Source organism: Burkholderia sp. BCC0097, assembly GCF_902832985.1.
Lineage (GTDB): Bacteria > Pseudomonadota > Gammaproteobacteria > Burkholderiales > Burkholderiaceae > Burkholderia > Burkholderia orbicola.
Genome location: NZ_CADFDM010000011.1, coordinates 195,540 through 208,958, shown reverse-complemented (window position 1 = coordinate 208,958; position 13,419 = coordinate 195,540). Strand labels below are relative to the sequence as shown.

Here is a 13,419-nt window from a genome sequence, read left to right as displayed (position 1 = left end):
CGGGCCGATCACGACGCCCTGCCCGTCAACGCGGCATCGTCTGCTGCTCGAAGCACGCCGCGCTCAACGCACGGCCGGCAGCTTCAACATCGTGTCGGTCATCACGTCGGCCAGCTTCAGCGCCGACATCGGCCCGCCGAACCCCCAGATGTTGCGCTCGATCAGCGCGATCCGGTGCGCCTTCATCGCGGGCACGAAGCGCCACACCGGTGAATCGAGTTTCGCCGACAACGGCACGTCCATCCCCGACGCGGTTACGAACAGCACGGCGAGGTCGCGCTGCCGCAGCAGATCGGCCGACGTCACGTACAGCGTGCCTTCCCGCGTCGGCTTCTTCGGCCACGGCTCGAGTCCGAGCGCCCGCGCGAGGCCCGCCGACGTGCTGTTGCCCGTATAGGCCCAGTAACGATCAGGCAAGCCGAGATCCTGTAGCAGCGCGACACGCTCGCCGTGGCGGCCCGCGGCCGCGAGCCGCGCCGCATTGCGGGCGATGCCGGCGTCGACTTGCGCTTCGACCGCCTGCGCGCGCGCGTCGCGCCCCGTCACCGCGCCGATCGTCCGGAAAATCTGCCGCATCCAGTCGAGCTGCGTGACGGGTACGCCGCCTTCCGATACGTTCGGGCTGAACTGGAACAGGATCGTCGGCGCGATCCGGTCGAGCGCGTCGAAGATCGGCGCGTGCCGGAAACCGACGCCGATGATCAAGTCCGGTTTGACCGCCGCGATCGCCTCGAGCCCCGGCTCCTGCCGCGAGCCGATGTCGGTCACGTGCGCGAGCTGCTCGCTCCGATAACCGAGCCAGCCCGGGTAGAACGCCGTATCGGCCATCCCGACCGGCACGAGGTCGAGCGCGATCACGCTTTCCGCGAACATGAAGTCGAGCGCGACCACGCGCAGCGGCCGCACGGGCATTTTCGCGCTGGCCTGCGACACGACAGGGTTGCCGGCCAGCGACACGGCGCCTTGCGAGCCGCCCGCGCCCCCGGCCACGGAGGCGGCCGCCGCCGATGCGGAAAACGCGCCGCAGCACGCGGCGCCAAGCGCTGCCGCGAATGCACCGAGCGCGTGCCGGCGGCCGGCGTGCGTCACCGGATCGCGTCCTGCTCGGCCAGCGCCGCGTCGTCCATCGTCAGTAGCAGGGGGCAGCTTCCACACAGTTGCGTTTCTCCAGGAATTTCGTAGCGCAGGCAGCACACGCGGCGCGCGCGAAACGGCGTCGGCAGCAGCGGCGAGCGCGGCACGGCATCGCGCACGGGCTGGCGCAGCGGATTCGATTCGCCGCGCACGCAGGTCGAACCGAACAGCCAGTTCGCGTCGCCCACGGGATCGGCCGCGCACGGCAGCGAACGATACGTCTCGAGCAGATAGTCGAGCAGGTTGCCCGCGTTGCTCCACAGCACGCGCGGCGTGACGCGGCCCATCGCCGCGAGCAGGTCGATCACCGCGCCGAGATGCGCGATGAGTCCCGCATAGCGCGGCTCAGGATCGTCGCACGGCGCGCCGAGCGCGTCGCTCGCGAAATACAGCGCGGCCGGCATTCCGTCGTCGAGCGCGACGAACGTGCGCTCGGGCGTCATGTCGAGCGGCCGGCCGAGCGTCAGCGCGGCGACGACGCCGGCCGGCGCCGCGCGGCCGAAATAATATTTGCTCCATTGCGACATCAGCGCGCGCGCATGCCGCGCCGGATCGCCGCCGTAATGGTCGACCATCGCGGCAAGCACGGCGTCACGGTGCGCGGGCAACGCGCTGACGGGCACGACGACACGGCCCGGCGCGTGCGCATCGTCGGGCATGCCGAGCCAGACGACGTCGAGGTGCTCGGCGAACGGTTGCGGCGCGAACGCCGAAAAGCGCGTGGCGCGCGCGCCGTCGAGCGCCGGCGTCATCGTCCCGCGCGCCGGGCGCGGCGCCCCTCGAGAATCAGCAGCCCGAGCAGGTACGGCGCGCCGATCAGCGCGGTCAGCACGCCGGCCGGCACTTCGCGCGGCGCGACGACGGTGCGCGCCGCGAGATCCGCAAACCCGAGGATCAGCGCGCCGCACGCCGCCGCGAGCCACAGCCGCGTGCGATGCCGGCGCGCGCCGAGCATCGTCGCGACGTGCGGCGCCATCAGCCCGATGAAGCCGACCGGCCCGACCGCCGCGACGGCCGCGCACGCGGCGAGCGTCGCGATCGTCAGCGCGAGCGGCCGCAGCGCGGCCACCGGCAGGCCGAGCGCGGCCGCCTGGTCGTCGCCGAGCGCGAGCATGTCGAGCGGTTTCGCGAGCCACGCGAACACCGGCACCGCGAGCACGCACCACGGCAGCAGCATCGACACCTCGCCCCAGCTGCGGCCATACGTGCCGCCGACGAGCCACACGACGAAGCGCGCAGGCTGCACGCTTTCCTGCGTGATCAGCCATTGCGCGAGCGTGGTCCACAGCGCGCCGATCACGATGCCGGTCAGCGCGACCGCGAGCGGCGCGTAGCGATGCCGGTGATTCAGCGCGAGCGTGATCGCGAGCGACAGTCCGCCGCCGATCAGCGCCGCCGCCGCAAGCGTCACATGACCCATCAGCGGCCACGTCGACAACGCGAACAGCGTGACGAGCCCCGCACCCTGCGTGACGCCGAGCACTTCGGGGCCCGCGAGCGGATTGCGCACGACGCTCTGCATCGCGACGCCGCTGACGGCCAGCAACGCGCCGGCGAGCAACGCGCACAGCAGGCGCGGCATGCGCAGGTCGATCAGCATGCGTGCGAGCGCATCGTGCCCGGACAGCGCGGCCGACCAGCGCGCGGGCGACAGCCACTCGGGGCCGGCGGACACGCCGACAAATACGACCAGCCCGCCCGCCACGACGAACAGCACGGTGCGCAGCGGCCAGCCGAGCCGTTCGAGCCAGCCGACGAGCCGCGTCGAGCCGCCGCTCGCCGCGCGTTCGGCATCCGCATGCAGCACGCCCGACCACGCGGCGCCGCGCCGGATCATCGCGAGCATCAGCGGCGTGCCGACCAGCGCGATCGCAACGCCGGTCGACAACGTCGCGTCGAGGCCCGACGCGAGCACCGCGCTGTCGGTCACGAGCACGAGCGCGCCACCAGCAAGCGCGGACAGCGGCACCAGCACGCCGAGCCGGGCCGCGCGCGCGCCGCGCACCTGGCGCAGCAGGTTCGGCGCGACGAGGCCGACGTACGACAGCGGGCCGGCGATGCTGACGGCCACGCTCGTGAACGCGACCGCGACGATCGTCGCAGCGAGCCGCGTTGCATCGACGCGCACGCCGGCCGCCGCCGCCGCATCGTCGCCGAGCGTGAGCGGATTCAGCGGCCGGATCACCAACGGCAGCGCGACCAGCGGCACGACGAGCCAGCGCGCGGCGAGCGCGAGGCCCGTCGCGCCTGGCTGATACAGGCTGCCGTTGGTCCACAGCGCGGCGCCCGCGATGTTCTGCTCGAAGAACGCGAGCACCAGTGTCGACAGCGCGGCGAACAGCAGCATGCATACGCTGCCCGCGAGCACGAGCCGCAACGGCGTCGCGCGCCAGCCGCCCGCCGCGACGATCGCGCACGCGGCCGCGGCGAGCCCGCACACGAACAGCAGCGGCACCGTCGCGACGCCCGCCAGCGCCGGCACCAGCATCGCCGCGAGCAGACCGAGCTGGGCGCCGCCCGTCACGCCGAGCAGGTCGGGCGACGCGAGCGGATTGCGCGTGAGCGACTGGAACAGCGCGCCGGCAACGCCGAGGCAGCCGCCCGCGACGAGCGCGGCCGCCACGCGCGGCAGATTGAGGTCGAACAGGAACACGTGCGCGAGCGACGCGGCATCGCTGCCGGGCGCCGCGTCCCACCACACGCGCAGATCGGGAGCGATCCGCAGCGCCGCGAGCAGCGCGATCAACGCGACGAGGCCGAACGCGATCGCGCCGGCCCGGCCTGTCGTCGCGCCCTTGCCCGTCGCCGCGAGGCGCTTGCGCATCGCGAACGTCGTCATACGGCGAGATCCCGGTCGAACACGCCGGCCGCCTGCGGCGCGCCGTCGGTCGACGGCCCGTAGGCCGGTACGCACATCGGCGCGCCCGTCTGCGGATGCGCGAGCTTCAGCATCTCGACGCCGAACGCTGCGCGCAGCCGCGCCGGGTCGAGCATCGCGTCGGGCGTGCCCTGCGCGACGAGGCGGCCCGCGCGCATCAGCACGATCTCGTCGCTGTACGCGGCCGCCTGGTTCAGATCGTGCAGCACCCACACGATCGTCAGCCCGCGCGCGCGGTTCAGCGCACGCAGCGCATCGAGGATGTCGAGCTGGTGATGAATGTCGAGATAGGTCGTCGGTTCGTCGAGCAGCACGATCGGCGCCTGCTGCGCGACCGCCATCGCGATCCACGCGCGCTGGCGCTCGCCGCCCGACAGCGCGCCGACGTCGCGCTCGGCGTCGCCCGCGAGGCCGCTCGTGTCGAGCGCCTCGTCGATCGCCGCCTGATCGACCCGCGACAGGCCGCGCAGGAAGCCGCCGTACGCATAGCGCCCGTACGCGACGAGCTCGCGCACGGTCAGGCCCGACGGAATCTGGTTGAACTGCGCGAGCATCGTCAGCTCGCGCGCGAGCGCGCGACGGCGAAACGACGCGAGCGGTTGGCCGTTCACTTCGACATGGCCTGCACGCGCGGGCTGCAGGCCGGCCAGCGTGCGCAGCAGCGTGCTCTTGCCGCAGCCGTTCGGTCCGCACAGCGCGGTTACGCGGCCGGCCGCGATCGACAGGTCCAGCCCGTCGATCACGACATGGTCGCGATATCCCACCGACAGCCCGCGCGCGGCAAGCGCAGCGGTACGACGCGTCATCAATCCTCCGTTCGGTCGCGCGGGACCGTGTAGCTCTGCGCCATCGCGACGACGACCTTGCGCGGCCCCTCGAACGGGTCGCGAGCATGCGCGGTCAGCATGTTGTCGAGCATCAGCACGTCGCCGGTACGCCACGGGAACACGATGCGCTGCTGATCGAGCACGCCGCGGATCTGCGCGAGCGCATCGGCCTCCAGCGGCTCGCCATCGCCGTAATACACGTTGCGCGGCACGTTCTCGAGCCCGACCGCATCGACCAGCGCTTCCTGCATGTCGTCGTCGAGCGCCGACAGGTGAAACAGGTTCGCCTGGTTGAACCACACTCGGTCGCCCGTGCGCGGATGACGCGCGACGGCCTGGCAGCGTTCGCGCGTGCGCAGCAGCAACTCGCCGTCGTCGTCGGTGCGCCACGCGCATTCGATGCCGCGCGCCGCGCACATCCGCTCGACCTCGGCCGGCTCGTCGGTGCCGAACGACTGCTGCCACGGCAGATCGAGCCCCTGCCCGAAATTGCGCACGTACAGCAGCTCGCGTTTCTCGAAGCGCGCGACGAGCGCGGGATCGAGCGCGCGATACACGGCACGGCTGTCCGCGATCGGCGTCGCCCCGCCCTTCGGCGCGGCAAGCGCGCAGTGGAACCAGATCCGCAGCGGCCATTCGCGCGTGTACGACTGCTCGTTGTGCAGCGGGATCGCGCGGTGCGGCGGGTATTCGGTCGACGTGTAGACCGCGCCTTCGACCTGGCTGCGCGGCGTCGACGCGTATTCATAGCCGATCAGCGGATCGCCGAACGAGGCCGCGAATTGCTGGAACGCGTCGATCGACGGCACGTGAAAGCCCGTGAACAGCACGCCGCCCGCCCGTTCGAGCGTGTCGGCCGCGATCTCGCGCGCGAGCGGCGCGACGTCGTCGATCGACATTCCGTCGCTGCCGCGCGGCGACACGACGGTGGGCAGCCCCGGCTCGATACGCAGGTCGTCGAGCGTCGGCAACGAAAGCAGGGTCATGCAACGTCCTCTTCAGGTGGTGCGCCGCACACGCGGCGCAACGGGTCACGACGCGCGCGTCGCGCGCTCGCCGTCCATCGCGCGGCGCAGGCTCGCGGGGCGCATGTCGGTCCAGACGGTCTCGATGTGCGCAAGACAGTCGGCCTTCGGGCCACTCACGCCGACTTCGCGCCAGCCGGCCGGCACGGGCCGGAACGTCGGCCAGATCGAATACTGTTCTTCGTCGTTGATGACGACCGTATAGACGAGATCGTCGGTGTCGGCGGAAGGCGTCGGGGCTTGCGTCATGATCGGAAATCGCTGGGCGGTTGAAGGAGGCGAAGCGGCGAATTCGGCCGCTCCTGTCTGATAGACGGTTGGCCGGCGCGTTTTTTTACCGCCGCCGCGCGCGGCCGCCCAGGAACACCGGGCACGCGACGCCGCGATGGCACGCATCGAGGCATTCCGCGCAGTGGCGCTCCGCGTCGCGCACCATGAAATGCACGAGTGTTTGCGACACGTTCAGCGCGCGCGCCGCGGTCTGCAGCGTCTCCTCGCGCAGCCGCACCATCTCGAATGCCGCCCGGCTGCGCGCCGGCAGGTCGTCGAGCGCGGCCCACACGCGCCGCAGCGTATCGCGCGTCATCAGCGCGGCTTCCGGTGTCGGCTCGGGCGACGGCACGTCGAAGCCGTCGTCCTCTTCCGTGTGATAGACGTTTTCGAGGCTTTGCCGGCGGCACGCGTCGATCGACGCATTGCGCACCATCCGCGTCACGTACGCGACCGGCTGGCGCACCGCGTCCTGGTTCGGGAATTCGACGAGCTTCACGAACACGTCGTGCACGACGTCTTCCGCACGGCTCGCGCAGCCGACGAAGCCGCGCGCGACGTTGACCAGCATCGCGCGATGCGAGATCAGCACGTCGAGCAGCGCACCCTGCGCAGCGGGCTGGGACGCCCGGCGCGCACGCGGCGCGGCGCGCGGCGGCAGGTCCGGATAACTGCCGAGAAACGGGTTTGCCGCTGCCGCCGCCGGTCTGTCGAGCACTTCCGCCATGGCCATCGATCTGCTCCGTCAAATTCCGAGATAGCGCAATTTAACGTAAACGCAAATCATTCTCAATCCGATTACAAGATGACCCTTTCAGTCGTCAGGATTTGTCTGAACAATGGGCGAAATCGTCGCGGGAGCGAACGGGTACACGTCTGCGTCGCGCGGACGGCTTGCACGCCGCCGACGTATGCTTTCACGTTCCTGACGAAGTGCCTGCACCTGTCATCGGCGGTAGCAACTTCTTACCACGTGAAATTTTGAGGGCTCGTACGATCGACGTGCCGTTTCCAAGGGAGAACAACATGAAATCCATCGTGTTATCCGCCGTCATGGTGGGCGCGCTGTCGAGCGTGATGCTCACCGGATGCGTCGCCTACCCTGGCCCCGCTGAAGTCACGATCGGCTGGCATGGCGATCGTTACTGGGACGGAAATCGCTACTGGGAGCGCCGCGACTGGGAAGCCCGGCATGCCGGCCCGCGTGACGATCGCCGCGACGATCGTCGGGACGACTACCGGGACGACCGCCGCGACGAACCCCGGCCGCAGTGGTGATGCCGCTGCGCACCCTTGATCCATCATTGAACGACAGGACCTCGACATGAAGACGCTACTGAAAACCCTCACCGCCGCCGCCGTGGCCGCTGCCGTGCTCGTGCCGGCCATCGCCGAAGCGCATCCGCACCGCGTGTGTCACTTCGAGCATCACCATCACAGGGTGTGCCACTGGGTGCGTTGAGCGACGCACGGTAGATGCGGGAAAGCGCCGGCGAGCCGGCGCTTTTTTCGTTTTGGCGGCTCGAATTGCGCGGGGGCGGCCGTATCGGTATTCACGCGCGTGCTTCCCGCGCACGACGGGCCGGTGCCGGTGGAAGCCAATCCCGCGTCCGCGAACGCGCTGCGCCATCCGGTCCGCGCATGGCGGGCCGTGCAAAGGAACCTGGCCCAGGCGTCGCCGTCCATCTCAATAGATGAACAACCGGATCGTCGCCGTCGCGTCGAACCGGCCGATCTTTGGCGGCCCGAACGACTTCAGCACCGCGTCCATCAATACGCTCTGGTTCATGACGTTGGACGGAAATTGCGCGAGGGTGAACTGTTCGTTGAACGGGATCGCCTTGCCCTGGCTGTCCTCGATGCCGATACCGAAATTGCTGTCCTTAGCGGGGACCAGCAAACCGTTCTGAACCGGATAGCTCGTTTCGAAGTACCCGTCCACCCGCACCGCGACGTTGCACTTCTTGGTCAGCGACAGCGAAAAACGCTTGCGCGGCACCGCCGGCAGGAAGCCGTTGCCGACCGCCTGCACCTGCCCGAAATTGACGATACCCGGTTCGGGCGTCACGAGCACGTCGACGAAGCACGGCGTCGGCTTGAGGTTGCGCAGGCCGCTCAGCCGGTACTGGAAGCTCGTGCCGAACGCATTCAGCCCGAACTCGCCGTCGAACTGGAACACGGTATAGATATCGCTCGGCGGCTGGACCCAATTGCCCTTCTTGCGCACGACGACCTGATAGTCGATGCTGATGCTCGTCCGCTGGCAACGCCCGCGGTCGAAGTCGTACCTGCTGCACGGCGGCACCGAATACCCGGTAAACACCCCGCCGCCGCGATTGCTGGTCTTGTCGAAATAATCGACGCCCTTGTAGCGGATGCCGATCTCGAGCCCCCATGCGGCGGGGTCCGTGCGATTCGGATTCGCGTAGAAGTAAATGTTGTCGACGACCTTCAGGCTGCCGGCGTCCCCCAGATCCTTGTAGCAATACCCCGACGTCGTGCGTACCGGCGACACCCAGATCACATAGCCGTCCGGCGCGTCGGTCGGATACGACGCCACGCCGCCGATCGGCTCGGTCAACGACGTCGCACCGCTGTTGGTCAGGCAGCGCAGCGCCCATGCGGGCTGCACCGCCATGATCAGCATCGCGAGGACGGCCCAGCGCAGCCACGCCGGGAGCGGCGACATGCGTTGTCCAGCGCCCCCGCTCATTTCTTCACGCTCTTGCACACACTGGCCTCGCACGCATACTCGACCGCCACCTGGCCGCCGTAGTCGTCGATATGCGTGACGAACAGCGTCGACGGCGTCGCGGCCTTGAACGGCACGTCGGCCGTGCTCATCGGGCTGACCATCACCGGCTCGATCGGCACCGGCGTCTTCTGTGCGCCCGACGTCACGTCGACCACCGTCACGTGATAAGGCGTCGGATTGTCGAACACCAGCTTGTGCGCGGCCGCATCCACGCGCAGCGTCATCGGCAGCGTCCAGTCCTCGTCGCGCGCGGGCTGCACGGCCTTCGGCCGGTAGAACAGCTTCATCTGCGTATGCAGCGCGATCTGCAGCGTGTTCGGCGTGTCGGTCTTCGGCGGCACTTCGCGGATGTTCAGGTAGAACACCGTTTCGCGATCGGCCGGCAGTTGCGTACCGGGCAGCTTCGCGATCCGCAGCACGTTGCGCTCGTTCGCCTCCACCCGCTGCAGCGGCGGCACGACCATCAGCGGCGACGTGATCTTGTTGCCGTTCGCATCTTCGAGCCACGACTGCACGAGATACGGATACGTCGTGCTCTTGTTGGTGATCGTCACGATCGCGGCCTGTTCGCCTTCGTTGAAGATCACGCGCGTGCGATCGGGCACGATCGCCGCATGGGCGGCGCCGGCAAGCAGCGCGCCGGCGGTCGCGAACGCGCACAGCGCGCGCCGCGGGAAGGAAAGGGAAAAGGAATGCTTCATCGCTGGGTCCGTGAAATCATCGTTCGACCCGCGCGGCCGCTGCATGCGACTCGCCGGGCGGCTGGCACGTCACCGGGATCGGCGTGCCTTCGAGTTGGAGCTGGTTCGGCAATGCGTCGACCGTGCAGAGCGTCCGTTCGCCCGCCCGCACCGCCAGCGTGGATTTCGGCTGAACCTGGGTCAGGAACGCCGCACCGCCTTCGCCGACGATGCCCAGTTCCTTGCCGTTCGCCGCGTCCTGCACCGAAGCACCGAACGGCAGCGGCTTGCCGGCCGCGTCGGTCAGCGTCAGGTACAGGTTGCTGCCGCGCGCGGCGGAGAACTTCACGAAGCCGATCGCGCCGTCGGTCAGCACCATGCGCTGGATCGGGTTCGTCACCTGCACTTCGAGCGGCAGTTTCTCGACGTTGACGGTCGCGTCGTACACGTTGTAGGGCGAGATGCCGTCGAGCACCGCGTAGCCGCGCGAATCGGTATGCGTGAGCGTGCCGGACAGCGGCACGTCGGGCACGCCGTCGGTCGACACCAGCAGCCGCGTATCGCCCGCATTGCCGTTCGCGTGCGCGGACACGCCGTACTGCGTCGCGACGAACGAGCCGTCGACTTCGAGCGACGCGGCCGCGTACGCATTGGCGAGCGTCGACGCCTGCGCGTTGAGCTGGTACGCCGACGTGCGCTGGCGGAAGCTCGCGTTCGCCGACGCGCGGCCGTCGGTCGCGCCCGCGTTGATCTGGTAGGTACGGCCGGCCGAATCGTCGTAGATGTAGCCGGCGTTCACGCTGGTGCTGCCGCTGCCCGTCGTCAGGTTCGACGTGACGGTGTGACGGCCGCCGATCGGCAGCGTCGCGGTGACCGAGAACTGGTTGCCGCTCGCGCCCGCGCTCTGCGTGCGGAATGCCGACACGCTCACGTTCAGGTTGCGCAGCGTGCCGATCGAGAACGCACGCGTGAGCGTCAGGCCGACCCGCTGCTCGGACGCACGCGCCCAGTAGGTCGTCTGGTCGTACGAGAAATAGGTCGACGTGTCGCCGAAGCGCTTCGACATCGTCGCCGAATAGCGCTGCTTGCTGTTGGCGAGGCCGTATGACGTCGGGTCGCCCGAGAACTGCGCGAAGTTCGTATATTCGCGCTCGGAGAAGCGGTAGCCGAAGAAGCGCACGTCGGCATCGAGCCCGTCGAAGTGCTTCGAATAGTTGATGCGGTACGAGTTGCCGTTGCGCGTCGCGCCGCTCCACCACAGCTTCGCCCGCGCGTGCGTGACGTCGGCCGACACCGCGCCGAACGCGCCGAAATCGCGGCCGACGCCGAGCGCGACCGACGTGTAGCCCGACGCGGCGATGAAGCCGCCATAGGCGGTGATGTCGAACGGCAGGCCGTACGCGATTTCGCCAAAACCGAAGAACGGCGTGATGCCGGCGCCGCCGAACAGCCGCGGCTTGCCGACCGCCGCCTTGTAGCGCAACTGCCCGGTGCGGGCGAGGAACGGCACGGCGGCCGTCGTCACCTGGAAGCGCTGCACGCTGCCGTCTTCTTCCTCGACCGCCACGTCGAGCGTGCCCTGCACGCTCGTGTTGATGTTCTGCAGCGCGAACGCGCCCGGCGACACGCGCGTCACGTACAGCACGCGGCCGGCCTGCGACACGGTCACGGTCGCGTTGGTGCGCGCGACGCCCGAGATCAGCGGCGCATAGCCGCGCAGCGACGGCGGCAGCATGCGGTCGTCGCTGCGGATCGACGCGCCCGTCAGCGCGAACGTGTCGAAGATGTCGGAGCTCAGGTAGTCGTCGCCGAACGTCACCGTCGACTGGATCGACGGCAGCGCGCGAAACGCATAAAGCCGGCTGAAGCGGAACGTGCGGTCCGCGTACGCCGTGTTGCCCACGTTCGATTGCGCCTGGTAGTCGCCGCGAAAGCGCCATGCATCCCAGTTCGCGCCGATCGTCCCGTAGGCCTGGATCGAATTCGTCTGCCCGCCGCCCGTCCCGAAGTTGCGGTTCGTGTTCGCGATCACGCGATAGTCGAGCATTGCACCCGGAATGCCTTCGGACCAGCGCGACGGCGGCAGGTAGGTCGAATCGGTGAACTCGAGCGCGGCCTGCGGAATCGTAATCTTGAGCCGCCCGTCGCTTTTCAGGTAGCGCACGGTCGCGCCCTCGATCGCGCCGAGATCGACGCACCGCCCGCCCTGGAAGCGCGGCAGGTCCTTCGCGAGCGACGGCTTAAGCCCGAACTGCGCGACGAGTTCCGGCCGCAGGCACGGCTTGCCCGCGCCCGATGCGTCGAGCGCAATGAACTCGATCGCTTGCAGCCCGTAGAACAGGTCGTTGACCTGCACGTCGAGCATGTACTCGCCGGGCAACGTGAAATCCGGCTGCGAGAACTGCGACAGATCGACGTTGCTCGTTCCGTCGATGTCGAGGAACGACGAATTGAATTCCGTCGCCTGGCTCTGGCTGCCGACGACCAGCACGGAGACGCAAAGGAAGGAATGTCTGATTCGCACGCGGCGCTACCGGGAGTCCAGGGAGAAGGAAAACGGGAGGAAAGAGGCAGGAGGAAGGGATGCACGCATCCCTCCTCCGGTACGGACGCTTACTGGTAGCGGACCGTGAAGTTCGCGACGCCGTCGGCGGTACCCGGCGTCACGCCGGCTGCCGTCGCTTCGTACATCGCGGCGAAGCGCGCGGTGTTCGTGCCGTTCTGCAGCAGCGTCGGGGCCTTCTGCTCGGCGCCGTTGTCGAGGTATTCGCCCGACGCGGCTTGCAGGCGGATGCCGACGTTGGTGGCCGAACCGATCGTGGCGAGCAGCTTCGGCTGGCCGGCGCTCGACGTGCCCGTGAACGTGAAGTACGCGTTCTGCGCGATGCTGGTGTCGCAGTCGGTCAGCTTGATGTCGAACGACACCGGGTCCGACTTGTCGCCGGCTTGCTTGAACTTGTTGGTCGGCACCTTGCCGAGCTGCACGGTCTGGTTGACCGAGTTCGAGTCGATGCCGCATGCGCCCGCGACGATCTCGCCCGTGAAGTTGATCGTGCCGGTGCCCGCTGCGAAGGCCGAGGTGGACAGGGCCGCGAGTGCGACGGCGGACAGGATGGATTTTTTCATGACGTTTCCCGTAAGGAGTGCAAATGGAATGGACGACGTGGCGGACACAAACGGCAGCGCATGGTGCGCTTCCGTCCGACACGAGGCGGCATTATCGAGATAACCGTGAAAGATTTCTGTAAATCATTGTCAAATGGTTCTGACAATGTTAGATTCAGCCCTCTAAAACCTCATTCCTTCCCTTCCATTTTCAATCCCGGGTTTTTTATCCGCAGTCCTTTTTTATTTTACGGAACCGATTGAAGATTAAGGGAATTTCTTTCCGATAATCATCGCCTCCCCGCTCTCCCTTGCCAGCACTGGCTTACCAAGCGCCGTCACTCAAAAGACAAAATATTGTCCAATGCCGCCATCGTTGTCCGATTACAACGCGGATATCGATTCATTTTCAACCGACAGGAAATTAACGACGCCATTCATTCGATGCGGATTTATCGCGCAAACGATTGCGAAAAGCATACAAACGTTTTACCGCGACATTTTGCCGCCGCCATTAATTCCAATACATTGATTAATTGGATCGTCAATTGCAGATATGCATGCGCGGTCTCTGGAACGCGGCTGACATGCCGGATCGGGGGAGATGAAAAAGCGGAAGAAGTGCGGCACACGTTTGCGCCGACGGGTGGCACGATCGGTTTGCGGATGCGGATGCGGCGAAAGCCGCCCTTCCGCGGTGCTGCTGGGTGAGAACGTGACGAGCGGGTGCGCTGAACAGCGAAAG

At 67.9% G+C, this 13,419-nt stretch carries 14 protein-coding genes; 3 read left to right on the top strand and 11 right to left on the bottom strand.

From position 1 onward, the window contains the following. Positions 1-63: 63 nt before the first annotated feature. The 7 genes from HWX07_RS31520 to HWX07_RS31490 all read right to left on the bottom strand — a co-directional run bounded on the left by HWX07_RS31520 (position 64) and on the right by HWX07_RS31490 (position 6,867). Positions 64-1,089: an iron-siderophore ABC transporter substrate-binding protein gene (locus HWX07_RS31520; RefSeq protein ID WP_175878963.1), complete on the bottom strand. Its 1,026-nt coding sequence runs from the start codon at positions 1,087-1,089 to the stop codon at positions 64-66. Next, a complete protein-coding gene (fhuF, locus tag HWX07_RS31515; protein ID WP_175878962.1) occupies positions 1,086-1,886 on the bottom strand; it encodes a siderophore-iron reductase FhuF in 801 nt (266 codons plus the stop codon). The genes HWX07_RS31520 and fhuF overlap by 4 nt, the downstream gene beginning before the upstream one ends. Next, a complete protein-coding gene (gene fhuB, locus HWX07_RS31510; protein WP_175878961.1) occupies positions 1,883-3,973 on the bottom strand; it encodes a Fe(3+)-hydroxamate ABC transporter permease FhuB in 2,091 nt (696 codons plus the stop codon). The genes fhuF and fhuB overlap by 4 nt, the downstream gene beginning before the upstream one ends. After that, complete coding sequence (locus HWX07_RS31505; protein ID WP_175878960.1) at positions 3,970-4,818, bottom strand: ABC transporter ATP-binding protein; 849 nt, start codon at positions 4,816-4,818, stop codon at positions 3,970-3,972. The genes fhuB and HWX07_RS31505 overlap by 4 nt, the downstream gene beginning before the upstream one ends. Then, positions 4,818-5,825, bottom strand: a complete 1,008-nt coding sequence (locus HWX07_RS31500) for a TauD/TfdA family dioxygenase (RefSeq protein WP_027807406.1) — start codon at positions 5,823-5,825, stop codon at positions 4,818-4,820. Before HWX07_RS31500 ends, HWX07_RS31505 begins: the two co-directional genes overlap by 1 nt. 45 nt (positions 5,826-5,870) lie before the next feature. Beyond that, a complete protein-coding gene (locus HWX07_RS31495; RefSeq protein WP_006476052.1) occupies positions 5,871-6,113 on the bottom strand; it encodes an MbtH family NRPS accessory protein in 243 nt (80 codons plus the stop codon). Between the two features lie 85 nt (positions 6,114-6,198). Then, positions 6,199-6,867, bottom strand: a complete 669-nt coding sequence (locus HWX07_RS31490) for an RNA polymerase factor sigma-70 (RefSeq protein WP_006476053.1) — start codon at positions 6,865-6,867, stop codon at positions 6,199-6,201. A 293-nt stretch (positions 6,868-7,160) separates the two neighbouring features. Here HWX07_RS31490 and HWX07_RS31485 point away from each other — a divergent pair, with 293 nt between their 5' ends. Beyond that, positions 7,161-7,412, top strand: coding sequence for a hypothetical protein (locus HWX07_RS31485; RefSeq protein ID WP_054927802.1), 252 nt, complete (start codon positions 7,161-7,163; stop codon positions 7,410-7,412). A 46-nt stretch (positions 7,413-7,458) separates the two neighbouring features. Beyond that, complete coding sequence (locus tag HWX07_RS31480) at positions 7,459-7,596, top strand: HHHH-motif protein (RefSeq protein WP_011545368.1); 138 nt, start codon at positions 7,459-7,461, stop codon at positions 7,594-7,596. Between the two features lie 225 nt (positions 7,597-7,821). Here HWX07_RS31480 and HWX07_RS31475 read toward each other — a convergent pair whose 3' ends face one another. The 4 genes from HWX07_RS31475 to HWX07_RS31460 all read right to left on the bottom strand — a co-directional run bounded on the left by HWX07_RS31475 (position 7,822) and on the right by HWX07_RS31460 (position 12,695). Then, complete coding sequence (locus HWX07_RS31475) at positions 7,822-8,847, bottom strand: fimbrial protein (RefSeq protein ID WP_175878959.1); 1,026 nt, start codon at positions 8,845-8,847, stop codon at positions 7,822-7,824. Beyond that, entirely contained in the window at positions 8,844-9,590 is a 747-nt protein-coding gene (locus tag HWX07_RS31470; RefSeq protein ID WP_175878958.1) for a molecular chaperone, read from the bottom strand. The genes HWX07_RS31475 and HWX07_RS31470 overlap by 4 nt, the downstream gene beginning before the upstream one ends. A gap of 16 nt (positions 9,591-9,606) precedes the next feature. Continuing rightward, positions 9,607-12,060, bottom strand: coding sequence for a fimbria/pilus outer membrane usher protein (locus HWX07_RS31465; RefSeq protein WP_175879058.1), 2,454 nt, complete (start codon positions 12,058-12,060; stop codon positions 9,607-9,609). A gap of 122 nt (positions 12,061-12,182) precedes the next feature. Continuing rightward, entirely contained in the window at positions 12,183-12,695 is a 513-nt protein-coding gene (locus HWX07_RS31460; protein ID WP_011545365.1) for a fimbrial protein, read from the bottom strand. Between the two features lie 336 nt (positions 12,696-13,031). On the opposite strand from HWX07_RS31460, the gene HWX07_RS31455 reads away from it, so the two are divergent. After that, a complete protein-coding gene (locus tag HWX07_RS31455; protein ID WP_175878957.1) occupies positions 13,032-13,385 on the top strand; it encodes a hypothetical protein in 354 nt (117 codons plus the stop codon). Positions 13,386-13,419: the final 34 nt, after the last annotated feature.

Bases quoted from the DNA above. Each gene is read 5' to 3' on its own strand.
- fhuF (WP_175878962.1), bottom strand. From the start codon at position 1,886: ATGACGCCGGCGCTCGACGGCGCGCGCGCCACGCGCTTTTCGGCGTTC.
- fhuB (WP_175878961.1), bottom strand. From the start codon at position 3,973: ATGACGACGTTCGCGATGCGCAAGCGCCTCGCGGCGACGGGCAAGGGC.
- HWX07_RS31505 (WP_175878960.1), bottom strand. From the start codon at position 4,818: ATGACGCGTCGTACCGCTGCGCTTGCCGCGCGCGGGCTGTCGGTGGGA.
- HWX07_RS31500 (WP_027807406.1), bottom strand. From the start codon at position 5,825: ATGACCCTGCTTTCGTTGCCGACGCTCGACGACCTGCGTATCGAGCCG.
- HWX07_RS31495 (WP_006476052.1), bottom strand. From the start codon at position 6,113: ATGACGCAAGCCCCGACGCCTTCCGCCGACACCGACGATCTCGTCTAT.
- HWX07_RS31490 (WP_006476053.1), bottom strand. From the start codon at position 6,867: ATGGCCATGGCGGAAGTGCTCGACAGACCGGCGGCGGCAGCGGCAAAC.
- HWX07_RS31485 (WP_054927802.1), top strand. From the start codon at position 7,161: ATGAAATCCATCGTGTTATCCGCCGTCATGGTGGGCGCGCTGTCGAGC.
- HWX07_RS31480 (WP_011545368.1), top strand. From the start codon at position 7,459: ATGAAGACGCTACTGAAAACCCTCACCGCCGCCGCCGTGGCCGCTGCC.
- HWX07_RS31475 (WP_175878959.1), bottom strand. From the start codon at position 8,847: ATGAGCGGGGGCGCTGGACAACGCATGTCGCCGCTCCCGGCGTGGCTG.
- HWX07_RS31470 (WP_175878958.1), bottom strand. From the start codon at position 9,590: ATGAAGCATTCCTTTTCCCTTTCCTTCCCGCGGCGCGCGCTGTGCGCG.
- HWX07_RS31460 (WP_011545365.1), bottom strand. From the start codon at position 12,695: ATGAAAAAATCCATCCTGTCCGCCGTCGCACTCGCGGCCCTGTCCACC.